Raw genomic sequence first — 23,315 nt, 5'->3', positions numbered from 1 at the left:
TTCGATCACCTTGCATTGTGTGCTGCTTCGGGGTTGAATTAAGGTTAGAATACGCGACTTATATCCACACACGTCTACACGGAATCTTCGATGTTAAAAATTTTTAATACACTGACGCGCCAAAAAGAAGAGTTTAAACCTATCCATGCCGGGGAAGTGGGCATGTACGTGTGTGGAATTACCGTTTACGATCTCTGTCATATCGGCCATGGCCGTACTTTCGTCTCTTTTGACGTGGTTGCCCGCTACCTGCGTTTTCTCGGTTATAAGCTGAAGTACGTGCGCAACATTACCGATATCGACGATAAAATCATTAAGCGTGCTAATGAGAATGGCGAAAGCTTTGTCGCGCTGGTCGATCGCATGATTGCCGAAATGCACAATGATTTCGATGCGCTGAATATTCTGCGTCCGGATATGGAGCCTCGCGCCACCCATCATATTCCCGAGATCATTGAAATCACCGAACAACTGATCGCACGTGGCCATGCGTACGTAGCGGACAACGGTGATGTGATGTTCTCGGTACCGACCGATCCGAATTACGGGCAGCTGTCGCGCCAGGATCTGGATCAGCTGCAGGCTGGCGCGCGCGTTGATGTCGTTGACGTCAAGCGTAACCCGATGGACTTCGTGCTGTGGAAAATGTCGAAAGAGGGCGAGCCGAGCTGGCCGTCGCCGTGGGGCAACGGTCGTCCTGGCTGGCACATTGAATGTTCGGCGATGAACTGCAAACAGCTGGGCAACCATTTTGATATTCACGGCGGCGGTTCGGATCTGATGTTCCCGCATCATGAAAACGAAATCGCCCAGTCCACCTGTGCCCATGACGGGGAATACGTTAACTACTGGATGCACTCCGGGATGGTGATGGTTGACCGCGAGAAAATGTCAAAATCGCTGGGCAATTTCTTTACCGTGCGCGACGTGCTGAAGTACTACGATGCGGAGACCATTCGCTACTTCCTGATGTCCGGCCACTATCGTAGCCAGCTGAACTACAGCGAAGAAAACCTCAAGCAGGCGCGTTCTGCGCTGGAGCGTCTGTATACCGCGCTGCGCGGAACCGACAAATCGGCAGAGCCGGCCGGCGGCGACGCTTTCGAAGCGCGCTTTATTGAAGCGATGGATGACGATTTCAACACCCCGGAAGCCTATTCCGTGCTGTTCGATATGGCGCGTGAAGTGAACCGCCTGAAGACGGAAGATGTCGCCGCGGCTAACGCCATGGCCGCCCATATGCGCAAGCTCTCCGGAGTGCTGGGGCTGCTGGAGCAGGAGCCGGATGTCTTCCTGCAAAGCGGCGCGCAGGCTGACGACGGTGAAGTTGCGGAAATCGAGCAGCTGATTCAGCAGCGTCTGGATGCGCGTAAAGCGAAAGACTGGGCCGCTGCGGATGCGGCGCGTGATCGTCTCAATGAGATGGGGATCGTGCTGGAGGACGGCCCGCAGGGCACTACCTGGCGCCGGAAGTAAGCGATAAAAAACGCCCGGCTTGCCGGGCGTTTTATTATCAGTCTTAGCCCACCTCCTGTTGGAGGTGGCGTTCATTCATTTAGCAGGATCAGGCAGTAACGGTGACGCTCTGGCCTTCAAAACTCACCGTCTGACCGGCGACGATTTTGCAGCGTTTGCGGGTTTCTACCGCGCCGTCAACCTTCACCAGGCCATCAGCAATCGCGATTTTTGCCTGCGCGCCGCTCTCACTCCAGCCTTCCAGCTTCAGTAGATCGCACAGTTCAACGTGTGGGTGTTTGCCCAGAGAAAAATTCGCCATCTCAGGCCTCCTGAATGTCGTGATATTCTTCGCACGCCTGTAGCGTGTTTTGAATCAGTGTAGCAACGGTCATCGGGCCAACGCCGCCCGGGACTGGCGTAATGTATGACGCGCGTTCCGCGGCATCTTCGAAGACCACGTCTCCGACCACTTTGCCGCTTTCCAGACGGTTAATACCGACATCCACAACGATGGCGCCTTCTTTGATCCACTCGCCCGGGATAAAGCCCGGTTTACCGACCGCAACAATCAGCAGGTCGGCATTTTCGACATGCTGACGCAGATTCCGCGTAAAGCGGTGGGTTACGGTAGTGGTGCAGCCCGCCAGCAGCAGCTCCATGCTCATCGGACGGCCCACGATGTTCGATGCACCGATAACCACGGCATTCAGGCCGTAGGTGTCGATATTGTAACGCTCGAGCAGAGTGACGATTCCGCGCGGCGTACACGGGCGCAGTCGCGGGGCGCGCTGGCACAGACGGCCGACGTTGTAAGGGTGGAAACCGTCAACATCTTTGTCCGGGGCGATACGCTCCAGCACTTTCACGTTATCAATTCCGGCAGGCAGCGGCAGCTGTACCAGAATACCGTCGATAGTGGTATCGGCATTCAGCGTATCAATAAGCTCCAGTAATTCCGCTTCGCTGGTGGTTTCCGGGAGATCGTATGAGCGGGAGACAAATCCCACCTCTTCACACGCTTTGCGCTTGCTGCCGACATAAATCTGCGACGCCGGGTTGCTGCCGACCAGTACGACGGCTAACCCTGGGGCGCGTTTTCCGGCCGCTGTGCGGGCCTTCACTTTTTCCGCAACCTCAGAGCGTACCTGCTGCGCAATCGTTTTACCGTCAATAATTTTTGCTGCCATCAGAGAGAGGATTCCATCTGTATCGTAACGAAAGGGGGATGCGGATATTTTGTCAGAAGCCAGCCTCGCTGTCAGTCCTCGTTTGAGTTTTTATCCCTCTTTGACAAAACTTGTGGCTAAAGACACTGCGGTTTAAAGGGATATTGGGGGCATTTATGGGGAATTGGGACGCGTTATTGTCGTCGATGATAGATAAGTGCTGAAAACAGGTGTCGGGCGATCTTTGCGCAACCTTTGTCGCATATGTAGGCAAGTTAGTTATGCCGCAGCAGTTTCATGGCAAAATGCATTGACTCACTGAGCGTTGACCGTATAATTCCAGGCGGTTTCACCCCATGAAGCATCCGCATTTCAGTGCGCCCTTAGCTCAGCTGGATAGAGCAACGGCCTTCTAAGCCGTAGGTCACAGGTTCGAATCCTGTAGGGCGTGCCATTAAGAAACAAGTACTTACGCCAGTTTTAAACCAGCCTGATTTCCTCCTTGTGTCGTATTTGTGTCGCTAGCGCCAAAAATGGCGTCAATTTTCCGTGCGTGTTCGGTCAGGTGGTTCGGCGCCAGGTGAGCATAACGACGCACCATCTCGATGCTCTCCCATCCTCCCATTTCCTGCAGTACAGAAAGCGGGACTCCGGACTGAATTAGCCAGCTCGCCCAGGTGTGCCGGAGGTCGTGAAAACGGAAATCCTCGATCCCCGCTTTTTTCAACCCGGCGCGCCAGGCGTTATTGTCATCCACGCGCATTTTTCTAACCGCGGGCGTCAGCGTTCCATCAGGGCGATGTTTTGCCGTGGTGTGAACGAACACCCAGCGTGAGTGCTTCCCTATCTGATCCCTTAATACCCTGCATGCGGTATCATTCAGAGCTACGCCAATCGCCTTGCCCGCTTTTGCGTTCTCCGGATTTACCCATGCAACCTTTCTCTGCATATCGACCTGCTGCCACTCAAGCCCGATGATGTTTGAGCGGCGCAGGCCGGTTGCCAGTGCAAATATCACCACTGGCTTAATGCTCTCCGGCATGCACTCGATCAACCGCTCAGCTTCTTCTCTGGTCAGCCACCGTATCCGCTTACTGATCGGCTTGCGGGTTTTGATAACAGGAGCTGTTTTTATCCAGCCCCAGTCATTCGCCGCGGCCCTGAGAAGGGATCGAATGAAGGAAAGGTGTTGCGCCTTCGTCGCCTGCGAAACCTGCCGTGGTTTGTACTCCGGAACAGGCTTACCCTTCCTCAGCGCGGCATCACGCTTACTCTCCCACACCTGCAGGTGCTTACGGTTGATCATCCCGTTAACGGCTTCATGAACTTCCTCCGCCGTTATCTTCGAGACATCACGGCCGGAAAAATGCTGCAGCCAAAACTCAATTTTGGTTTTGTCATCATCCAGCGATCGTTTATGGTCCTTTTCTCGCAACCACCGGATACAGCATTCTTCGAAGGTTCTGACGGGCAGATCGCCGATCTGGTCAACCCGCCATGCTTCCGACTTCAGCTTGTCGTGGAGCTCCTGAGCCTGCTTTTTGTCCCCCGTGCCAAGAGATCGCCTAACTCTTTTTCCTGACGGCGTAAAGAAATGACAGTGCCACACGCCGCCCCTGAGGGTGATTGACATAAAACTTCTCCTTTATGTTCACCCGCGTTCGCGATTACAGGATCGCGCGGGGTTTTCAAATATGCAATACACGCAGCCTCGGTCGTTCTGTACTTATTGCCGACCTTGCGGCCGGCGAGCTCCCCAGACTCAATCAGGCGGTAGATCACCCGCGCAGACACGATGAGCAAATCGGCGGCCTGCTGTGCTGTTATCGGTTTGTCAGATGCCATATCACCTCCGATGCTTACCGCGTAATTCCTCTTCTTCCTGACAGTCAGCGCAGCGCTGGCAGCCCGCCACCAGTTCCCGGCGCCGCTCGGGTATCTCTTCCCCGCAGTCGCGGCAGTGAGTAGCTGATACTGCCGCATGGTTGATGCGCATGTTCTGGATGGTCATTTCCAGCCGGCGCTCTGCCAGCTCGTTGGCCTGATCGATGATTTCTGCGCTCATGCGGCATCCTCCCATTTCACGCCTTCTTTCACCAACTGGCGGCAGTGCTGAATAATTTCAGTCCGGCCAACTTTGTTGCTAAGCCTCCACGGTGAATAAAACTGCTCTTTATCAATTTCTTCCCCAGTTGAGTTTTCGGCGTCATACGCATACCCAATGCCATCCCAATCAGTGGTTTCAGTGATTAGCTGGTCGTGGAGAATATCAAACGCTTCTCGGCTATCTGCTTCTCCCCAGTAGTCAACGGTGACGACTTCCCAGGTCTGGTACCACATGCAGTTTGAATAAATCATCCCTTCACCGCGGGACCATGCTTCCCGTCGGTATTGGCGTGGCATAAGGGAAATCAAAATATTCATAGCAGCGGTATTAATTTTTTTCTCAATACGCGGCTTTTCGTTGGTATAACGTCCCCTTTTCATGCTGCACCGCCTTCAACGCGCTTAAACGAAATGACCCAAACCCAGGGATTAGCATTCCAGTTTTCCTGCCCGTAGATCGATTGCCACAGGTAGGCAAAAGCATCGGTAGCGTCAGGCTCTGGATTGGCGCATCCGCATGGCTCAGGTTCCCCGCAATTAAGACAGCCACCGTCAATAATGCCTTCTGCTCGCGCATCCTCTTCGCTGATAGCGTTCAGCCGCTCCACGCGCACGTCGATGATTTCCAGAAGAATGCGGCTGGCCCAGCGCGGCATGTGGATAGATGGAGTCCAGCCTTCCGCTGGCTGACTGCTATCAGGATAATCGGCCTTGTAGTCGCAAAGGTCTGCAGCTTTTGAAATGTCCTCCTGAATTTCCTCTATTTCTTCATCCGTGACCCAAAAAGAATTGAACGTTTCACGCACCCAGATACGATCGCCTACAGCACCAAACGGGCACGAGAAGAGCTTTGAACGCACGTGGTTACCAGTAGCGTTAGATTCCGCCCAGTGGTATTTGCCAATGTCACTGTGCTTGGTTGAGTCAGTGATAAGAAGCAAGCCAAGTTGGTTGGATTTCGGCTGTACCTTCATAATCCGCCGGGTTTGCGTCTTCCGGCCGCTCAGCAGCGCTCTCACCATCTCAGCGTTAAAAATCATTCCGCGTTCTTTCATGCTGTACGCTCCGCCGTGATGTCAGCCTTCTGCTCTTCGTTGAGAATGTCATCCGACACGATGGCCGCGCGGTCACTACCGGACCACGATACTGGCAAGCTTTCCTTGATGGCCTTATTCAGTGCTTCGGCAGCATCACGCATGGCCTGAGGCAAGCAGTAATAATCATCACCTTCCGGCATAATTTCTTCGCAATGCTGTGCCAGGTCGAATTCTGGAGGGTAGTTTGGCTCGCAGATAAGTAATTGCAGCTCGCTCGGAAACACCGAGTTTTCCCAGCAGTAATCAACCAGCGATTCCACGTCAAAAAAATAGGTGTCGTCGTCGAAGATAACGAGAGGCTCGCCAGCCCACACGGCGCGCTCAAGTGCAGCGAATTTGGCCTGACGACTTTCTCGATGGCATTCTTCGCAATAGCTATGAGTGCTATGAATAGGGTGATCGTCGGGTTTGTTTTTGCACTTACGGTGCGTCGCACCACTCCAGCGAGCCATATGCTCGTCATCACCCCAAAATCGACCATCACGCGAAACCCAACCAGTTAAGGTCTGGATGCTGGCCGCTTCATCACTGTCCATCAACACGATTTTTTCAGTTTGCTTAGTCATTCCAGGCCTCCAGTTCGTTCTCAATCTCTTCGTCGATTTCTTCGTTGGTAGCGTCTTCGTCCAGGTAGTCCCGCGCTTCTTTCAGGTACTGTTCATGGCATTCCCGATACCATGCCGAAAATTCTGGCGTCCATCCGTTCGGCTCACCGTCATAGTCAACCTTGGCGTTACGTTCAGCCATGCTCTCGACCATGCTGTAGGCGGTGGTAAGCGCCGCTTCACGGATATACCCGCGCAGATCACGCTTGCGCCAGTAGGGGTTAACTTTTGAATCACAGAAAGGTTTGAATTCCACTTCCCAGCGGCGGATGCAACGTGCGTTCAGTGATTTACTCATGCTGTTACCCATTCAATAAACATGCAGATACCAACGGTTACTACAGCAATCAGCACCCAGCAGATCACATCGAACAAGGCGTCGAACCGACGTAGGGTGTATTTGCTGTAATTCTCAGGATCAATATTCATACCGCCTCCCCAAGCACCCAACGGAGTGCGCTCGCATACTCACCCTCGGCAGATTCCAGGGCTTTAGTAATTTCTTTGCGGGTTTTCAGGCGAGGCTTTGCATCACCGAGGATCTGACGCTGACGCCGGGCTTTTTCATGGCCGGTTGTGCCAGCAGTTGCCGCTTCGATTTCAGAGACCTTCTCCCGCTGCTCTTCAGGTTTAAGCGATGCCAGCTGACGCGCCAGGGTAACGGTGACCGTTCCGGACTCCACTGCATCGCGAACAGCCTGGGTGGCATCCAGCAGTGACAGAGTTGCGCGTACGGTCTGGACACTCACGCCAAACATCAGCGCTAAATCGTCCTCGTCGTGCCCGCGCTCCAGCGCATCAGCCATTTTCTTTGCTCGGCCCAGTGGCGTATCTGCCTGGCGGATTTCGTTAGCACTTACCATAGCCTGCGCCATGCGAACGGCGGAGCCACGTTTAGCGACTGCTGGAACCAGTAACGGTTCTTTACCCTCTTTCAACAGTCGCTTGTTGGCTTCCAGTGTATGGCGCACACGCTGGCGACCATCAACCACACAAGACAGCCCTGTCTCCGGGTCTTTCCAGACGATAATCGGCTCAAGAACGCCCTGGTCCATGATGTTCAGCACCATTGCCTCGCTGATAGGCAGGTGGATACGCTCATCGTAAAGCGGGTGCGTTTTGTCGGTAACTAGGTGCAGGCTTTCAGGTTCGAACGTTAAAACGTTCGTTTTGCCGCTGGCGCCGTATACAACCTTTGAGTCTTTAGCCATCAGAGAGCCTCCACGTTACGGAAGCTGGTGGGGGAAATTGCTTTCAAATCGCGCATTGCTTCGAGGACATGCAGATTTATGCGCTTCTTGGTATATCGCTCAGTAATACGATCACACTCCTTCGCCCAGGATTTGACCTCTGCGAGAAGGGCGTCACGTTCGGCGCGTGTCTGGCGCAGGGCTACATTCGACACATCGAGGACGGTAGCCAGTTCCCTGATGATTGCTGCCTGTTCTGGTGGCATAGTTTTGGCTATTTCGTACGCCTGTTTAATCAGTTGTTTTGCTGTCTTAGCCATCTTTTGTTCTCCATCTGACGCGCTGCAACGCGTAAATTTAGGGTGCAGCAACCCAACCCATGAGAATGGGGTAATTGCTGCTGTTCTAATCAGGCTGCTTGTTTTTGTTCTTCGGGCTCTTTGTAGGCGAGCAGATCACAAAGCTGGTTAATTACTTTACAGAACTGGAACATGTCCGTACCTGCCTGGTGACGCCAGCGGTAGGCTTTGTCGTCATCATCAGAATAATCATTATCCTTGGTATCGATCCGCCGGAAATGGAACTTATCTGTAAGCAGAAAAGAGACGCCGCAGCCTCTTAATTCCATGTTATATAAGATAAAACCTGTGTTCAGGCTCTCCAGAATTTCACTGGTAACGGAAGTGTGTTCCGCAGAGTAGCGAATAACTTCTTTCTGTTCTGCCAGGCGGGATAGCTGGACATAATCACCGACCTCAAACCCGGCAAAGGCTGATTCTTCGCCGTCCAGATGGTTTTTAAGGCGCGTTGTCAGGCCGTTTTTGATATCACTGATGTTGATCGTGACTGTTTTGACTGAGCCGATCACTTTAACCAGCATCGCCCCGACTAAATTGGCAATATTTTTATTGGCGGAATTAATGATCAGAAGATTTTCTTCAGTGTTATACAAGACCAGGATCAGAGACGACTTGATGAATGCCTGTTTGCAGAGCTGAACCTTAGCATCCTGGATAATGTTGTTACGGTCAGCGCGCTTTAGTTTCTGACCACATGCATTTTCAATGCGCTGGATACGCTCATTTGCTTCTTTCATCACGACGTGCTGGGGGATTATTTTCTCATCGCGGCTAATCACGATTGCATAACCGCCAGTAATTGGCGTAACCAGCTCGCCGGTAATCGGATTAGGGACGAAGGAAGCACATGCGAACTCCGTTTCTGTAAGTTCAGAGTAGGGCAATTCCTGCAGGTGCCCTTCAACCGCTTCAATACTGGGCAAAGTAGCCCGATAGACAATGGCGTTACGTAACTTTGATAATTTCATTTCTGTTTCCTCTGCAAAGGATTAGTTAGTTATCTCCACACAACACAGGAGAACACCAGCTGCTGCATCAGCCCGAGCGGATTGGGTTATGGGCCCGTCACTCGGTAGTGCTCTCGTGTCTTGTGTAAAAAGGGCGGTTACCCATCAGAACATTATCCTCTTCCTCCTGTTTGGCTGGTGGAAGACTGGATAGCCGCCAAATAAGCCGTTATGCGATGTATTCGATAATTTCAGCGCCGTCTAAGTCCCAGTTACCGCAATAGTCAAGACCACGATTGAACCCGAATGCGCAGAGGTGGTAATCCAGGTCGGCGCAGGCTCGCGGGTTGATGTCTACGTCATCAAGGTCACACTCCACCACGGCTCCGGATGGAAGCTGAAAAACGACCTTTGGGCGAACTACGCGCAAGTGGAAGCGAGAAGACTCTTCCGCTCCAATAGCGTCGATCGCCTTGTAGCGCCACTCATCCGCCATAGCTTCAGCATCGTCAGCGCTACGTGAGTCGTGGAACGGGAAGTATTTAATTTCGGTATTACCGTTTAAAACTACTGCGTAACATGAAGACATGTGTTTACCCTCAAGAAAACGTTATCGGGTGGATTAAAAATTGCGTCGACCGGCGCTGCAGTACGCTTGTACACGCCACAACGAAGAGAGCACTGCCGGTGTCCGAATCGAACGGACCTTTTCCCTGCCCATCACCAGATATAGAACTATCCTGGCGTCTGGAATCGAACCAGACTCTGTGCCTTGCTCGTCAATGCCCTCATCGTTGTGTCCCGGACTCTTCCCGGGCGTCACACCTTTTCGCCGCGCTGGTTGGGCGCACGTCGTGCCTTAAACACTTAGCTTGCACATTCCGGTTGCTCTGAGAGGCATGGATAAAGGGACTCTCAGGCCGCTGCGGCACATGTGCCATATGCCGTAATGCTCACTACCACACCAGAGTATGTAACTACAGGTACTCGCGATGTGATTTAAATGTACCTTTAGTTACCAATATGGTCAAGAGAGCTATGTACTTTTTATTACCTGTGGATTGAAAAAAAAGCCAGAAGGAGATCTGGCTTTAGAAATGAGTAACTTAAATGTTTTGGGTAATCTGAACCACTTTACCAACAATCCGGCAATTACCATCTATCGGGATGGGTTTAAAGGCAGGGTTAAGTGGCATCAAGTATGCGAAAGGGCTATCCCATACCAGCTTTTTAACGGTAGCTTCAGCAGAGCCGTCGAGTATTGCCACTACAATTTTTCCGTAAAGGTCATCCAATTGACCATAGTGCGGTTCAACAATAACGATCGATCCTTCTGGGATGGATGGCAGACCATGAGGGTTAGTCATAGACTCCCCGCGAACTACCAGTCCGAATGCTTCATTAGAAACGTTTGCAGTGGTTTGCGTCCATGAAATCACATCAGAAAGCCTTGAGCATGCATAAGTATCAGTCCACATCCCAGCTTGAACAGCGGAGATAATAGGAACTGCCGTGGGTGGCTTAAGGAACGGAATAACTTTTGTATCATCCGGCGTTTCCTCACCTCGACCGTAAAGAATCCATTCTGGAGTTGTCTGCAGCGCCACCGCCAGCTGATGGAGATTCTCACCATCAGGTTTAGTAGTGCCGCTCTCCCATTTTGTTACGGAAACACGGCTTACCCCCAAGCGTTTAGCTAGGGTCTGCTGTGTTATGTCGAGCTGGACTCGACGGGATCTTATTCGGTCTTTCATCTCTGTTTTCATGTAACCAATGTTACATGGATTCCTTGTAACTGTTGTTTGCTATTTAATGTACCTTTTGTTACCTTTAAGGCGTAAGTTAACCAGGAGGAACCATGCGTAAATCAGAAGTTATCGAACACTTCGGAGGCGTATCAAAAACCGCAAGTGTTCTTGGTATTTCCCACCCGGCAGTGTGCCGATGGGGTGAAGTCATCCCTCAAAAACAAGCATTCGTCATCGAACGAATTACGAAAGGCAAGCTGAAGTACGACGCCAGCCTTTACCAAAAGGCTACAGATTCAGCTGCTTGAAAGTAACTACAAAAGGAAATTCAATATGGTAGAGCCAAACCTCAAAGAAGCCGTCAAAGCGATGTGCAAAGCATATCCAGGTGGGCGCGAAGCAATGGCTGGCGCACTGGGAATGACCGTGACGCAGTTCAACAACAACCTCTACGAGAAAAACGGCTGTCGATTTTTTGAAGTATCGGAGCTGGAAGCGATGGAAGACATTTCCAACACGTCACTACTGGCAGACTACTTCGCCCGCCGTCGTGGTGCTTTGCTGGTGGATGTTCCGCACCTGGAAGAGCTGGATCGCGTGGACTTGTTTAGCCGGGCAATGCGTACCTCTGCCGCCAGAGGGCAGGTTGATCAGATTATCGAACAGGCACTTGAAGACGGCGTTATTGAAAGGCATGAGGCCGAAGAAATCATGGTGCATCATCGCCGCCACCTGGCAGCTCGTGAAGAAGAGATTGCCGCAATCATCACGCTTTTTTCACGCAAAAAGAAGTGACGCCAGCGAGTTGCAGCTCCTGGCGTCGTGGCGTGTCGTTATCAGTGGAGATTACTAACGCATGAACAGTTTATCAACACAATACCGCAGGTCGCAACTTGTAGCGCGGCCAGTTCCTGGTGGAGCAGGACCGGTGCAGTTCGTGTATGGGGTAAGAGTACCAGGCGGGTTCGAGCCTGTCTGCTACCAGTTTGCTCAGTGGGTGGTAGGGGACTTTAACGGCCAGGCGGAGAAAGTATGCGAGAGCTCAACCGATGGTTCAGAGATCACTACGGTGTCCCGGTCAGGGTCATACGCTGGGAGCCCCAGACACAGCGCGTTATATACCTGCGTGAAGGGTACGAGCACGAGTGTTTCAGCCCCCTCGAGCAGTTCAGACGTAAATTCAGGGAAATAGAGGGGTCTTATGAGCCTGTTAATGCCATCAAGGCCGATAGTCATCAATCCTGACCTTGCGTACAGCATTGGCCTGAATGAAGCCATTGCGCTGCAGCAGGTTAACTACTGGCTGCAGGAGACTAACTCAGGGCTGGAGCGTGACGGCGTACGCTGGATCTACAACACGACAGAGCAATGGCTGGAGCAATTCCCGTTCTGGTCTGAATCCACTCTGAAGCGCACCTTCACCCGGCTGAAGAGCCTGGGCGTGCTTAAAGTTGAGCAGCTGAACAAGTCCCAGCGCGACATGACGAACTACTACACGATCAACTACGAAAGCGAGCTTTTAGATGAGGTCAAAGTGACCAAATCGAAGAAGTCAAAATGCGCCGTTCCATCAGGTCAAAATGACACGATGGAAGAGGTCATTGTGAAACGCTCCACCGGGTCAAAACGAACCGCTGTCATCAGGTCAAATTGGCACGATGATCTTACAGAGAATACAACAGAGAGTACTACAGAGATTACAGGTAAAGACTCTTGTCCGGTTGCGCTGCAACCAGACCAGACCGATCCGGCAGATCTCGTTCTGGATCATTTCAATCGGGTAACCAACTCGACCTATGGCAAGGGGGGACGAACCAAAACGACGCTGGGTTATATCCGGGGACGCCTGGCTGAAGATTACAGCCCTGAAGACCTGATGCTGGTGGTTGACTACCTGAACGCGAAATGGGCTCAGGATCCGAAGATGAGCGACTACCTGCGGCCCAAAACGCTGTTTGCTCCCGAGAACTGCGTCGAGTATTTCGACAAGGCCAAAAAATGGGAGGCCGCCGGACGCCCAGCCTGGACTGGCGGCAAGTGGGTTAAGCAGGATGATAGTTTCAAATCCAGTTTCGCCAATGTGGTTTATACAGTGCCAGCGGGGTTCCGCTCATGAGTAAGCCATTTTTGAAATGGGCTGGTGGAAAGTATACCCAGCTGGCTGACCTGTTCGTGCATATCCCGGCAGGGAAACGCCTGATAGAGCCATTCGTTGGTGGTGGGTCGGTATTCCTGAACAGCGATAAGCACGCAGATTATCTGCTGGCGGACGTTAACCCGGACCTGATTAATCTGTATCAGATGTTAGCGGTCGTGCCGGATGAAGTGGAATTGAAGGCCCGCTGGATGTTCGAGCACATGCGGTCACCAGAGGGCTATGAGCTGATCCGTTCCGAGTTCAACTCTCAGACGCTGGATGCTACTGAACGCGCAGCTGCATTCCTGTATCTCAACCGGCATTGCTTCAATGGTCTGATGCGCTACAACCAGGCGAACAAGTTCAATGTGGGCTGGGGAGGCTACAAGGCTCCGTATTACCCGATGGATGAGATGAAAGCCTTCGCGGCTATGGCGCATAACTGCGTATTCATGACGGCTGATTACCGCCGGACAATCAGCCTGGCCGGGAAAGGGGATGTGGTTTACTGCGATCCGCCTTACGAACCGATGCCGGGAACAACCGGATTCACCGCCTACGCCGCTGGTGGTTTTAACTGGGAGAACCAGGTAGACCTGGCGAAGCAATGCGTATCAGCCTTTCACCGTGGGGCTCGGGTAGTGATTTCTAACTCATCTGCACCGAAGGTTCTCGACCTGTACCGGGAGCATGGTTTTAACCTGCAATTCATCAACGCGCGCCGTTCGATCTCCTGCAAAAGCAGTACGCGGGAAGTCGCAAAAGACGTTGTAGCGATCCTTTAAGGGGGCTAAATGAAACTGACTTTACCATTTCCACCGAGCGTAAATAGTTACTGGCGCGCCCCGAGCAAGGGACCGCTGAAAGGCAGGCATCTGGTAAGCGAGACAGGGCGCAAGTTCCAGCAGGCAGCGAGAGCGGCGATTATTGAGCAACTGCGGGCCGTTCCCCGGCCATCCTCAGATCTGGCCGAGGTTCACATAGTGTTGTATCCGCCGGATCAGCGCCGTCGGGATATCGATAACTACAACAAAGCGCTGTTCGATGCCCTGACTCTAACAGGCGTCTGGGAAGACGACAGTCAGGTTAAGCGCATGCTGGTGGAGTGGGGGAACATCGTGAAGAAAGGGAAAGTAGAAATCACCATCCGTCGTTTTCGTGCAGCTGCCTGACGTGGAGATGATATGAGAGCACTACTAACCCCTGAGATTGCCCCACGCATGGGCGTTGTTCTTCTTCGCCCAGGTGCTGATCTCATGCCGATGTTCAGGAGAGGGCGGGTACTGATTGAGCCTGCACCGGAAAAATACAGCGACTACGCAACCGGCGCCATCCCTCCCGCCACGCAGCCACTGGCAGAAGACCCGGTTTTGAAGCCAGTCTTCGAAAACAAAGACGTCATTCTGCGCGCGGGTGGTATCAGCTCGCTGGAGGCCGAGCTGGAGCGTCGTTTTGAATGCCAGTACCCGCACGGTTCGTGGCACAGCGAAAATTTTACGCTGTTTCGGCATGAGCCTGGCAGCATCCGCCTTTGCTGGGCCTGCGATAACCTGGTGCGTGATCAGTACACAGAGACGCTGGCAGGCATTGCGCGTGAGAACCTGGTATCCTGGCTGATAACGGTCATCCGCTCACAGCTGGGGTTCAACGAAGACCATCAACTGACGATCCCAGAGTTGTGCTGGTGGCTGGTGATAAACAATCTGGCGCACGTAATCCCTGAATCGCTGGCCCGGAAAGCCCTGCGATTGCCGGAAATAAAGCATCAACCAGTGATGAAGGAGAGCGATATTGTGCCGGAGCCAGCGGCGAGCGAAGTGGTGCAGAAAAAGATTCTCGGTCTTCGCGTAGATCCTGAAACGCCGGAATCATTCATGCTGCGACCAAAGCGCCGCCGCTGGGTAAACGAGAGCTGGACGCGCTGGGTTAAGTCTCAGCAGTGTGTCTGCTGTAACAAACAAGCAGATGATCCCCATCACCTGATAGGCCACGGACAAGGCGGAATGGGAACAAAAGCGCATGACCTGTTTGTGTTGCCGCTTTGCAGAGCGCATCACGACGAGTTGCACGCTGACACCGTGGCATTTGAGGAGAAGCACGGCTCACAGCTGGAGCTGCTGTTTCGATTTCTGGATCGTTCGCTGGCAATTGGCGTGCTGGCATAGTGGAGAACGCATAATGATTAACCCGTCCGAGGTTGGAAAAGCTGGTGAAATGGTCAGGCTGAAAACGCTGGAGGCCATCTGGATTCAAGGGAAGCTGCGCATGTGGGGCCGGTGGTCCTACATCGGCGGCGGTAGTGGTGGAAATATGTTTAACCAGTTACTGGCTTCCGGGAAAGTCACTAAAACAGCCATCAACGAAGCATTACGCCGGATGAAGAAGTCTGGCATCTCGAAGCCAGAGCTTGAGGCGTTTTTTCGTGAAATACTCGCGGGGAAAAACAAAAGCGGCCTGGCTTTCTGCACAGACGATGAGGGACTGCTGATTGATAAGGTACTGGGGGCAGTCCTCATTACGGGTGGTCACAAAGAGCTATACCACCTGCTGGTGGAGCATTACCGGTTACGGAAGAGCAAACGCCGCATAGCGGAAGAGCTCTATGAAAAGCATCCAGACTGGTGCTTTATGACATGCAGACGAAGAGTTGATACATGGCTAAGTTTGGCAGAATCGATGCTGTACGCACCAATGTGTGATGCATTTGGCACAAATGGCGACAGATTTTACTTGCAAAGTGAGCCAGAAACTGCTTGAATTGTGATAGGCTCGGGACGTTAAAGCGAACTGAGCAGCAAGAAAAAATTAAAGGCCCAAGGCTAACCCTCTTGGGCTTTGTCATTTCTGCAATCTCAGCGCTGTTTAAAGGTTTCATACCCACAGCTGGAGCATTTGTAATAGTCTCTCTGAACTCCCAACCCAATGAAATCGGGGTCATCTACGGTTCGGTCAAGGCTATAGCTCATCTGTGAGCATCTGGGGCATTTCTCCCCACCGCTGGATTTGATGTATGCCTCAAGCTCGGCGACCTGCTGTTTGAGACGATCCACTTCGTCGGGTACTGTTTTTAACCTTTTCCACAGTGGGATTTTTTCCAGTAAAGAATCCAGTTCGGAGAGTATCCCCATGAGTCACCTCGTTAATAAGACGCTAGTTACGACAGGCGGCATTACGCTATGCAAGCCTGATATTTATGCCCTTGATATCACTACTGATGATAAAGGGAGTAAAGAACTCTACATTCTCAAGAATGGCGAAGAATTGATCCACTTCGAACTTACAGAAGAGAGTACGGAAAAGTTGTTATCCTTGCTCCGAGAGTAGGACTATTTGCATTGCATTAGTACCCCTGTCACATCGTCGTAGAGCATTGAAACGAGTTTCATCAGATGTTAAATTTTTGGTGTGGTGAATCCCCCTATGCGGAGGGGCGACCAGTCAGTTACAGAACCTGTAAATGCAGCGCGGGCCATGCCGACTGGGGCATGCTCACCGGGAGGCACCCGGCACCACGCAATGCCACTAAGCTATTTGGTAGTGGGGTTGTCGTTTCGGCTTCTCCAGCTATGTTTAAAAGGTAGTAACGGAAAAATGAGCGCTCTCCTGGTAAATCGGTAGCTCGGACTATTAGGTGCGTCTCGATCCGGTACAGAATCAGTATTGCCTACATTTCTGCCCGTTCCTCTGAGCGGGCTTTTTTTCGCCATGAATAAGGCGCCTCGGAAAGCTGAGGTACAAATTATTTGAGGCTGCGCTTATGCGCGGCCTTTTCTTTTTCCCCTCAATTCTGAGAGGACTCACAGCAATAAGAGGGGGCTAAATGTCCGATCCTGTTTCTGGCACAACGGTAGCTGCTGGCGGGCTGATGGGGGCCAGTATGTTCGGCCTTGCAACTGGCATTGATTATGGCGTGGTATTTGGTGCGTTCGCTGGGGCAGTGTTCTATGTCGCTACGGCAGTAAATATCAGCCGCCTAAAGCTGGTGGGCTACTTCATAACTTCATTCATCTTCGGTGTGATTGGTGCTCCTCTGCTGGGGTCTTACTTCTCAAAGTGGACGGGGTACCGTGACAGGCCGCTTGATGCACTCGGTGCTGTAATCGTTGCAGCCATAGCCATTAAATTGCTGACGTTCGTTAACAGTCAGGATCTGGGTAGCCTGTTTGGGATTCTCTCTCGCTTACGTGGAGGAGGGACAAGCAATGGTAACAAGTGATCCGAGCGCAATCGTCAATGCGGTGATATGCGCTGTAATTGTTGGGGCGTTGATGTTCTATCGGCGCGACGGGTCAAGACACCGCCCCATGATATCGCTGATGGCTTACTTCACTGTGCTGGTTTATGCCAGCATCCCTTTCCGTTTCCTGTTTGGCTTGTACGAGTCATCCCACTGGCTGGTGGTACTGGCAAACATTCTTATCTGCGGCGCGGTTCTCTGGTTCAGGGGGAATATAGCGCGTCTGGTTGATGCACTGAGGCACTAATGAATCAATCACAATTTCAAATGGCGGCTGGCATCAGCGCCGGGTTAGCTGTGCGCTGGTTTCCGCATATTGCAGCCGCGATGAAAGAGTTTGGCATCACTGCTCCACTCGATCAGGCAATGTTCATTGCCCAGATGGGACATGAGTCCGGAGGCTTTACCCGGCTGGTGGAAAATCTGAACTATGCAGCAGATAGCCTTGTGCCTACGTTCGGTAAACACCGTATCACCGCCCAGCAGGCCGCCGCACTCGGCAGAACGGCAACGCAGCCAGCTAATCAGCGAGCAATCGCGAATCTGGTGTATGGGGGCGAGTGGGGAAAAAAGAATCTCGGTAATCAGGTTGCCGGTGATGGCTGGAAATATCGCGGTCGCGGTCTGAAACAAGTCACGGGCCTGAGCAACTATCGCAGCTGCGGACTGGCGCTGAAGCTTGAACTTGTCACCCAGCCTGAGCTGCTGGAGCGAGATGATTACGCAGCGCGTTCAGCCGCATGGTTTTATGTTTCCCACGGTTGCCTGCTTCATTCCGGCGACGTGGAGCGTGTAACGCTGCTTATTAACGGTGGTCGAAACGGTCTGGATAAACGCAGAGCGCTGTTTAACCTGGCTAAATCTGTACTGGTATGAGGTCACTATGGGCATTGAAATGATTATTGGTCTGGCAACTGCTTTGCTGGCGATTATCGCTGGCGCGTTCGGTATTGGCCACGCTCGCGGGACCAGTAAGGCAGAAGCCAAAGCCGATCAGCAGCGTACCGAAGAGAACGCCGCCGCCACCGTCGCCGCGGCAGAACGCCGTGCTGAAGTCACGAAAGGGGCCAGCGATGTACAGGAAGACGTTAAGCGTATGGGCGATGACGATGTTGATCGGGAGTTGCGCGAAAAGTTTACCCGCCCCGGTAGTCGTTGATACGGCCTGCAGCTGGGTGAGGGTAATCTACCTGACCGACCACGATATCGACGTGCTGGGTAAGCAGACCAAGCGCGACATTCTGGCGCACAACAAATCAGTGCTGGTGAACTGCCCACAACAAACCGACAAGGCTACTAATATCTAATAAAAACTGTTGCATCAACACAGCATGAGTATTATATCAGGGAAGACGACACAGTAAGGAGTGCTGCAAGATGAACTTAATGATGGGTGTATTCGGTTCCAGCAACAGGGGAAAAAGTGAAACGCTAATATTTCTGATAAAACTGTTTGAGCAAAGTGATCGCTATGCATCCTTTATGGCAGCAATATCCCACCCTGGTGGAGAAAAGGATCTTATAGCTGTATTTGAGCGTGATGGACTTAAGATTGGGATATCCACTTTGGGGGATTTGGGCTCTCAGGTTGAAAAATCTACCAAAGAGTTAGCTGAGATGGGATGCAACGTGATCATCACTGCTACACGAACTCAGAAGAAAACAGTTGTTGCTTTTGAAAAGGTTGCTGAAGAGTTCAGTTTCAAAAAACTGTGGTTTGAAAAAAACAACAATATGAATGATTGTTGCAATAATTGGCCTAGTAAGCAGGAAGGGTTTGAGGCAATAAAAAGAAGCCGCTTTAATCAAAGTAATATGATGGATGCCAGTTTTATATTTAGCTACATCGACGGATTACCAGGTTGATTCGTTGGCAATAAATATCAAATACAAGTAAATACGATGCCTCGCAATAGCGGGGCTTTTTATTACCAGAAGCAGGAGAAGAAAATGTTTACCGTTAAGCAGATTATTAACAACGCCACTTCATTGTATGAGGCAAAAGAAATCACCGTTGCTCGTCCTGGTTCTGAGCAATGGCGTCAGGCTTTTGCTCTTGCTGATGAACTGGAGGTTATGGCGCCTGACATCATTGAGCATATCCCGATGTCCTATGAGGACCAAGATATGACGAAACCAGTTGGTGATGAGCATCAACTAACGGTCGAGCGTACTGGAGCAAACCGGGCTGATTGCATTGCCATTATTTGTTCAGGTATTCCTTCACTAGCTTTCCCGGACATCCCTGAGCTTGGTGGTGTTGGCTACCAGTTCCTTTACAAGGGCGATCAGATTTACATCACCAACAGCCACGGCTCGACTATTGAAACCGTGAAGTAGGGTATTACAGAGCCACCTTACGAGATGGCTCGATAATGCTTACCCGACAAGAAGCATAGATCTGGCGTCAACCAAAGAGGTGATCCACATCTTGACGGCTCGCAAAGACGAGAAGTGGCGGCGCAACTCTGAGAAGAAGTGGCAATGTTGCGATATAAATTCTGCGCGTGGCACCAGACAAAATTAACGGGAAGATAAGGGCGCGATGATGTTCTATTACATCTGGAATGGCTTATTGATTATCATCACCATAGGCTTACCTATTGTTTTGATGATCGCTTCAAACGGTGCTCAGCCTACTTTTATGTCCTGCCGCGAAATGCGTGCCCGCTATGGTACTCCTCAGGAGAAACCGAAAGACAATAATAGCGCCTGATAACTTCGCTTACTCTGGAACAAGCTTATGGCTACGATTAAGGATTTATCCCGGCAACTTCAGATGTTGCAGAAGCAAATCCCCTATGCCACAGCTCAGGCTATGACAGCCGTTGTTCGTCAGATTGCAGCAGCTCAAAAAGTAGCTTTGGGTCGGAAGCTGGAATCGCCGACGCCGTTCACGGTCAATGCAGTGGGTTCTTCAGGGGCCCGCAAGAACGATCTTCGCGCAAAAGTCTTTGTGCGTGATGTCGCCGCTGAATATCTCGAACCCTTTGAATTCGGCGGTGAACATAAGCTGAACAGCCAGGCTCTGCTCAATCCAAAGAACATCAAACTGAACAAATACGGCAACATGCCGCGCAACAAGCTGTCGCAGTTGAAAGCGAAGCCGAATGTGTTTGTTGGTGAGGTCAACGGTGTTGATGCTGTCTGGCAACGGCGTAAACCGAAGAAGGCGAAAAAGAAACGAGCCCGGCGCTCAGCGAATGGTACTCGCCGACCAAAGCGGAAACAGCGCGCCCCTAAGCTGCTGGTGAGGTTTGGCGATGCACTTCCTGTGACCCCTGTGTTGGGGTATATGGACCGCTCGAAGGCTATGGCAGAGGCGTTGATGCCTGCTGCATTGAGTCGTGCTATCGCAGATGCTATCAAAACGGCAAAATAACCCTCAAATGATAACCATTATCAAAATGGGTCCTTCCTGAGGCTTTTGTAAGTCACGGGCATTGCGCGCCGCAGTGTTTTCCTAGCTACAAATTTTTATTTTGTGTCCCATGTCCCACCTGATGAGATCGCCAGCCATGCCAGAGCCAGCGTGGATTATTCCATTTATTCCAGTGGGGCATTCATGTGGGACATTGCAAAAATGTCCCAGGTAAATGTCCCACCCCAAAAATGTCCCAGGTGATGTCCCATGTCCACGATGAACCAGAGTCAGTACGCGCAGCATTCAGGCGTTGACCGTAAAACTATTGGCCGCTGGATTAAAGCTGGTCGGTTTATCGTCATGGATGGCGACCTGATAGATGTTGAAGCGAGCGATGCTGCGCTGAAGAAAAACCGTGATGGAAAAGATCCGCGGGCATCAAACGCGAAGAAGAAAAAAGCCTCAGCACCCCGGAATGATGGCGACGATGAAATTGATGAAACCGTTCGCCAGATAATGCTTACAGAAGGTGCTGACCTTTCCAGGGAAGAGGCCGCGCGGATCCGTGAAAATTACATGGCCCTGCAGGCAAAGCTCCAGTATGAAAAAGACAGCGGCCAGACAATTGAATTGGCCATCGCCGAGGAGGTTCTGTTTAACGCCTTTCGCCAGCAGCGTGATGCATGGCTTAACTGGCCTTCACGCGTGGCACCATTGATGGCTGCCGATCTGAATGTGCCGGCGGACAGGATGACAGAGGTGCTGATTGAACATGTCCACAAACATATCTCAGTCCTCGGAGAACCAGAGTTTAACCCAGCAGAAGATTGAGCGTCTTCAACTGAGTGTCCGGAAAGGGTGGACACCGCCACCACGCATCAGCGTCCCGCAATGGGCTGATGACTACCGGAAGCTGGCGAAAGAAGCTGGCAGCACCTCCGGGAACTGGCAAACATCAACGGTTGAGATTGCACGCGGCCCGATGCTGGCCGCGACTGAATCGGGCGTCCACATTATTACCGTGATGTGCTGTACCCAGTTAATGAAAACAGCGCTGCTGGAAAATCTTTTCGGCTATTTCGCGCACCTCGATCCATGCCCGATTTTGCTCCTGCAGCCGAAGGAAGAGGCCGCCGAGCAGTTTTCCAAAGAACGCATCAGCCCGTTGGTTCGTGTGACGCCAGTTCTGCGTAACATCATCGGTGATTCAAAGCAAAAGAGTTCGAAAGAAACCATTCTGTATAAAGCCTTCACTGGCGGGTTTCTGGCGCTGGCTGGCGCCGGCAGCCCTGATAACCTTGCGCGCCGACCTATCCGTGTTCTGTTGGCGGATGAGGTGGATAAATACCCGATTACACGTGAAGGTGATCCCATTGCCCTGGCGGAAGAACGAACCGCAACATTTGGCCTTAACTGGCTTTCTGTGCGGGCTTGTTCCCCGACTGTTGATGACGAAAGTCGGATTGCAGACAGCTATGAGGATTCTGATCAGCGGCGTGCTTCTGTAGTTTGTCCTCATTGCGGTCACCGACAGTTCCTCGATTTCTTTAAGCATGTTCAGTGGCCGAAAGAGGGTGATAAGCACCTGACGAAATTGGCCATGATCCATTGTGAATGTTGTGGTGCTGGCTGGTCGGAAGGTGAGCGCCTGCGGGCATTACAGACAATCCGCTGGCACCAGACCAAACCATTTGAATGCTGTGGTTCCCGTCATTCACCATTAATGGAGTACGACCAGAAATGGCATGAAGGCGACGAGGGCTGTGTTGATGTCGTCTGGCGCTGGTCGGAGTCGGAACGGCATGCCGTATACCGGGCGATTTGCCCGGACTGTGGGGCCGAGGCGCTGGATAATCACCACGCCGGGTACCAGGCGTCAAAGCTGTTTAGTCCCTGGCAGAAAGACAAGCCGTCGGACATTGCAAAGAAATACCTCGATGCGAAAGGGGATCCAGATAAGGAACAGGCCTGGTGGAACACCCAGATGGGGTTGCCGCACCGACCTAACCACGGGAAACAGCTCCCGGTTGATGTCCTGCTGGCACGCCGTGAAGTCTTCCCGGCCGTCGTTCCTGATGGCGTGGCATTGTTAACTGCGGGCGTCGATACCCAGGATGACCGATTCGAAATAACGATCACAGGCTGGGGCCGGGACGAGGAATCGTGGTCAGTTGCGCATGACGTCATTTATGGCGATCTGGAAACTGAGGAGCCGTGGAAGCGCCTCGATGCGTACCTGAAACAGATATGGCGACGCGGCGACGGGCGAGGGCTGAATATTCTGGCTGCATGTATGGACTCCGGCGGTCACCACACGCAAAAGGTTTATGAGTTCTGCAAAGATCGCCTTGGGCGCCGCATCTGGGCTATCAAGGGCGAATCTGCGCAGGGTGGGAAACGCAACCCCGTCTGGCCAACCAAGCGACCGACATCGAAAAGTAAAGCCAGCTACAGGCCAATTATTCTTGGCGTGAACTCTGCGAAAGATGTTGTCCGTGGTCGTTTGCATCTTGAACCGCCGGCTTTAGGTACTGCCGGTGCGGGCTATATGCACTTCCCGGATGATCGTGACCTCGGATATTTCAACCAGCTACTGGCTGAGCGACTGGTTTACAAAGTGGTGGCCGGACAGCGATTCAGTGTCTGGGAACTTCCCCCCGGACGGGCGAACGAAGCGCTCGACTGTCTCGTATACAGCTATGCCGCGTTGTGCGGGCTGAAACATATGGGATTAAAACTTAATGTTCGGGCCGCTAACCTTCAGGCCGATCCCGATAAGTTCCTGCCGGCGCCAGCCGAGCCAGAAGAAAAAATCAATTACGAATTACCGGGTGCCATCGTGGATGAGGCTACGGCTCCTGTTAAGCGTAAGAACATTTCTAAACTCCTGCCGCAATAAGG

General features: G+C 52.1%; 35 protein-coding genes and 1 tRNA gene. 21 read left to right on the top strand and 15 right to left on the bottom strand.

Features of this window, described 5'->3' with window-relative positions:
• Window positions 1-90: 90 nt before the first annotated feature.
• Window positions 91-1,476, top strand: coding sequence for a cysteine--tRNA ligase (cysS, locus tag AC007G_RS03160; protein WP_032689155.1), 1,386 nt, complete (start codon window positions 91-93; stop codon window positions 1,474-1,476).
• Window positions 1,477-1,564: 88 nt separating this feature from the next.
• On the opposite strand, the gene ybcJ is transcribed toward cysS, so the two are convergent.
• Entirely contained in the window at window positions 1,565-1,777 is a 213-nt protein-coding gene (ybcJ, locus tag AC007G_RS03155) for a ribosome-associated protein YbcJ (RefSeq protein WP_004858878.1), read from the bottom strand.
• Window position 1,778: 1 nt separating this feature from the next.
• Window positions 1,779-2,645 carry a bifunctional methylenetetrahydrofolate dehydrogenase/methenyltetrahydrofolate cyclohydrolase FolD gene (folD, locus tag AC007G_RS03150; RefSeq protein ID WP_004858880.1) on the bottom strand — a complete coding sequence of 289 codons (867 nt, stop codon included), beginning with the start codon at window positions 2,643-2,645 and terminating at the stop codon, window positions 1,779-1,781.
• 356 nt (window positions 2,646-3,001) lie between these two features.
• Between folD and AC007G_RS03145 the strand changes: the two genes are divergently transcribed.
• Window positions 3,002-3,078 (top strand) — tRNA-Arg (locus AC007G_RS03145).
• A gap of 15 nt (window positions 3,079-3,093) precedes the next feature.
• Here the strand turns inward: AC007G_RS03145 and AC007G_RS03140 are convergent.
• From AC007G_RS03140 to AC007G_RS03080, 13 genes are all read right to left on the bottom strand, one after another.
• Window positions 3,094-4,251, bottom strand: coding sequence for a tyrosine-type recombinase/integrase (locus AC007G_RS03140; protein ID WP_227648298.1), 1,158 nt, complete (start codon window positions 4,249-4,251; stop codon window positions 3,094-3,096).
• The gene (locus AC007G_RS03135) at window positions 4,134-4,469 is read right to left on the bottom strand and encodes a helix-turn-helix domain-containing protein (RefSeq protein WP_004151317.1); all 336 of its coding nucleotides are present in this window, start codon (window positions 4,467-4,469) and stop codon (window positions 4,134-4,136) included. Before AC007G_RS03135 ends, AC007G_RS03140 begins: the two co-directional genes overlap by 118 nt.
• 1 nt (window position 4,470) lies before the next feature.
• On the bottom strand, window positions 4,471-4,689 hold the full coding sequence (locus tag AC007G_RS03130) for a TraR/DksA family transcriptional regulator (RefSeq protein WP_009483816.1): 219 nt from the start codon (window positions 4,687-4,689) through the stop codon (window positions 4,471-4,473).
• Entirely contained in the window at window positions 4,686-5,111 is a 426-nt protein-coding gene (locus AC007G_RS03125; RefSeq protein WP_159211875.1) for a hypothetical protein, read from the bottom strand. Before AC007G_RS03125 ends, AC007G_RS03130 begins: the two co-directional genes overlap by 4 nt.
• Window positions 5,108-5,785 carry a hypothetical protein gene (locus tag AC007G_RS03120; protein WP_049264661.1) on the bottom strand — a complete coding sequence of 226 codons (678 nt, stop codon included), beginning with the start codon at window positions 5,783-5,785 and terminating at the stop codon, window positions 5,108-5,110. Before AC007G_RS03120 ends, AC007G_RS03125 begins: the two co-directional genes overlap by 4 nt.
• Window positions 5,782-6,393, bottom strand: coding sequence for a hypothetical protein (locus AC007G_RS03115; RefSeq protein WP_159211876.1), 612 nt, complete (start codon window positions 6,391-6,393; stop codon window positions 5,782-5,784). Before AC007G_RS03115 ends, AC007G_RS03120 begins: the two co-directional genes overlap by 4 nt.
• Window positions 6,386-6,730, bottom strand: coding sequence for a hypothetical protein (locus AC007G_RS03110; RefSeq protein ID WP_159211877.1), 345 nt, complete (start codon window positions 6,728-6,730; stop codon window positions 6,386-6,388). Before AC007G_RS03110 ends, AC007G_RS03115 begins: the two co-directional genes overlap by 8 nt.
• The gene (locus AC007G_RS03105) at window positions 6,727-6,861 is read right to left on the bottom strand and encodes a hypothetical protein (protein ID WP_255074147.1); all 135 of its coding nucleotides are present in this window, start codon (window positions 6,859-6,861) and stop codon (window positions 6,727-6,729) included. Before AC007G_RS03105 ends, AC007G_RS03110 begins: the two co-directional genes overlap by 4 nt.
• Window positions 6,858-7,643, bottom strand: a complete 786-nt coding sequence (locus tag AC007G_RS03100; protein WP_049264665.1) for a ParB/RepB/Spo0J family partition protein — start codon at window positions 7,641-7,643, stop codon at window positions 6,858-6,860. Before AC007G_RS03100 ends, AC007G_RS03105 begins: the two co-directional genes overlap by 4 nt.
• A complete protein-coding gene (locus tag AC007G_RS03095; protein WP_049264666.1) occupies window positions 7,643-7,942 on the bottom strand; it encodes a hypothetical protein in 300 nt (99 codons plus the stop codon). Before AC007G_RS03095 ends, AC007G_RS03100 begins: the two co-directional genes overlap by 1 nt.
• Before the next feature lie 89 nt (window positions 7,943-8,031).
• The gene (gene rdgC / locus AC007G_RS03090; protein ID WP_479466540.1) at window positions 8,032-8,949 is read right to left on the bottom strand and encodes a recombination-associated protein RdgC; all 918 of its coding nucleotides are present in this window, start codon (window positions 8,947-8,949) and stop codon (window positions 8,032-8,034) included.
• A gap of 208 nt (window positions 8,950-9,157) precedes the next feature.
• Window positions 9,158-9,517: a hypothetical protein gene (locus AC007G_RS03085; RefSeq protein WP_023317569.1), complete on the bottom strand. Its 360-nt coding sequence runs from the start codon at window positions 9,515-9,517 to the stop codon at window positions 9,158-9,160.
• 517 nt (window positions 9,518-10,034) lie between these two features.
• Entirely contained in the window at window positions 10,035-10,694 is a 660-nt protein-coding gene (locus tag AC007G_RS03080; protein ID WP_016530207.1) for a LexA family protein, read from the bottom strand.
• 92 nt (window positions 10,695-10,786) lie between these two features.
• Between AC007G_RS03080 and AC007G_RS03075 the strand changes: the two genes are divergently transcribed.
• From AC007G_RS03075 to AC007G_RS02985, 19 genes are all read left to right on the top strand, one after another.
• Entirely contained in the window at window positions 10,787-10,984 is a 198-nt protein-coding gene (locus AC007G_RS03075) for a Cro/CI family transcriptional regulator (RefSeq protein WP_016530206.1), read from the top strand.
• Window positions 10,985-11,009: 25 nt separating this feature from the next.
• Window positions 11,010-11,471: a YmfL family putative regulatory protein gene (locus AC007G_RS03070; protein WP_004213338.1), complete on the top strand. Its 462-nt coding sequence runs from the start codon at window positions 11,010-11,012 to the stop codon at window positions 11,469-11,471.
• Between the two features lie 237 nt (window positions 11,472-11,708).
• Window positions 11,709-11,921, top strand: a complete 213-nt coding sequence (locus tag AC007G_RS03065; RefSeq protein WP_071994923.1) for a DUF4222 domain-containing protein — start codon at window positions 11,709-11,711, stop codon at window positions 11,919-11,921.
• Window positions 11,878-12,792: a conserved phage C-terminal domain-containing protein gene (locus AC007G_RS03060; protein WP_049264674.1), complete on the top strand. Its 915-nt coding sequence runs from the start codon at window positions 11,878-11,880 to the stop codon at window positions 12,790-12,792. Before AC007G_RS03065 ends, AC007G_RS03060 begins: the two co-directional genes overlap by 44 nt.
• On the top strand, window positions 12,789-13,598 hold the full coding sequence (locus AC007G_RS03055) for a DNA adenine methylase (RefSeq protein ID WP_049264676.1): 810 nt from the start codon (window positions 12,789-12,791) through the stop codon (window positions 13,596-13,598). The genes AC007G_RS03060 and AC007G_RS03055 overlap by 4 nt, the downstream gene beginning before the upstream one ends.
• A gap of 9 nt (window positions 13,599-13,607) precedes the next feature.
• A complete protein-coding gene (locus AC007G_RS03050; RefSeq protein ID WP_000779146.1) occupies window positions 13,608-13,985 on the top strand; it encodes a RusA family crossover junction endodeoxyribonuclease in 378 nt (125 codons plus the stop codon).
• 12 nt (window positions 13,986-13,997) lie between these two features.
• Window positions 13,998-14,978, top strand: coding sequence for a DUF968 domain-containing protein (locus AC007G_RS03045; protein ID WP_065808870.1), 981 nt, complete (start codon window positions 13,998-14,000; stop codon window positions 14,976-14,978).
• Window positions 14,979-14,991: 13 nt separating this feature from the next.
• On the top strand, window positions 14,992-15,570 hold the full coding sequence (locus AC007G_RS03040; protein WP_004899672.1) for a DUF1133 family protein: 579 nt from the start codon (window positions 14,992-14,994) through the stop codon (window positions 15,568-15,570).
• Between the two features lie 1,063 nt (window positions 15,571-16,633).
• Window positions 16,634-17,029: a phage holin family protein gene (locus AC007G_RS03035; protein WP_023304727.1), complete on the top strand. Its 396-nt coding sequence runs from the start codon at window positions 16,634-16,636 to the stop codon at window positions 17,027-17,029.
• On the top strand, window positions 17,016-17,297 hold the full coding sequence (locus AC007G_RS03030) for a phage holin family protein (RefSeq protein WP_019705280.1): 282 nt from the start codon (window positions 17,016-17,018) through the stop codon (window positions 17,295-17,297). Before AC007G_RS03035 ends, AC007G_RS03030 begins: the two co-directional genes overlap by 14 nt.
• A complete protein-coding gene (locus AC007G_RS03025) occupies window positions 17,297-17,926 on the top strand; it encodes a glycoside hydrolase family 19 protein (protein WP_049268187.1) in 630 nt (209 codons plus the stop codon). Before AC007G_RS03030 ends, AC007G_RS03025 begins: the two co-directional genes overlap by 1 nt.
• Window positions 17,927-17,933: 7 nt before the next feature.
• Window positions 17,934-18,209 (top strand): hypothetical protein, encoded by a 276-nt coding sequence (locus AC007G_RS03020; protein WP_049268189.1) that lies wholly within the window; start codon window positions 17,934-17,936, stop codon window positions 18,207-18,209.
• Window positions 18,160-18,357, top strand: a complete 198-nt coding sequence (locus tag AC007G_RS03015) for a hypothetical protein (protein ID WP_479466539.1) — start codon at window positions 18,160-18,162, stop codon at window positions 18,355-18,357. The genes AC007G_RS03020 and AC007G_RS03015 overlap by 50 nt, the downstream gene beginning before the upstream one ends.
• A gap of 70 nt (window positions 18,358-18,427) precedes the next feature.
• Window positions 18,428-18,916 (top strand): hypothetical protein, encoded by a 489-nt coding sequence (locus tag AC007G_RS03010; RefSeq protein WP_479466538.1) that lies wholly within the window; start codon window positions 18,428-18,430, stop codon window positions 18,914-18,916.
• 84 nt (window positions 18,917-19,000) lie between these two features.
• The gene (locus tag AC007G_RS03005; protein WP_194444910.1) at window positions 19,001-19,390 is read left to right on the top strand and encodes a hypothetical protein; all 390 of its coding nucleotides are present in this window, start codon (window positions 19,001-19,003) and stop codon (window positions 19,388-19,390) included.
• Window positions 19,391-19,595: 205 nt separating this feature from the next.
• The gene (locus AC007G_RS03000) at window positions 19,596-19,766 is read left to right on the top strand and encodes a hypothetical protein (protein WP_159174252.1); all 171 of its coding nucleotides are present in this window, start codon (window positions 19,596-19,598) and stop codon (window positions 19,764-19,766) included.
• A 27-nt stretch (window positions 19,767-19,793) separates the two neighbouring features.
• Window positions 19,794-20,432, top strand: a complete 639-nt coding sequence (locus AC007G_RS02995) for a hypothetical protein (RefSeq protein WP_479466537.1) — start codon at window positions 19,794-19,796, stop codon at window positions 20,430-20,432.
• A gap of 249 nt (window positions 20,433-20,681) precedes the next feature.
• On the top strand, window positions 20,682-21,245 hold the full coding sequence (locus AC007G_RS02990) for a hypothetical protein (protein ID WP_058836975.1): 564 nt from the start codon (window positions 20,682-20,684) through the stop codon (window positions 21,243-21,245).
• A complete protein-coding gene (locus AC007G_RS02985; RefSeq protein ID WP_194444913.1) occupies window positions 21,187-23,313 on the top strand; it encodes a phage terminase large subunit family protein in 2,127 nt (708 codons plus the stop codon). The genes AC007G_RS02990 and AC007G_RS02985 overlap by 59 nt, the downstream gene beginning before the upstream one ends.
• The last annotated feature ends 2 nt before the right edge of the window (window positions 23,314-23,315 follow it).

This window comes from Klebsiella sp. CSG-1 (genome assembly GCF_056521145.1).
Note: the sequence above shows the minus strand (reverse complement) of the source record. Positions and strands in the feature narration are given on the sequence as shown.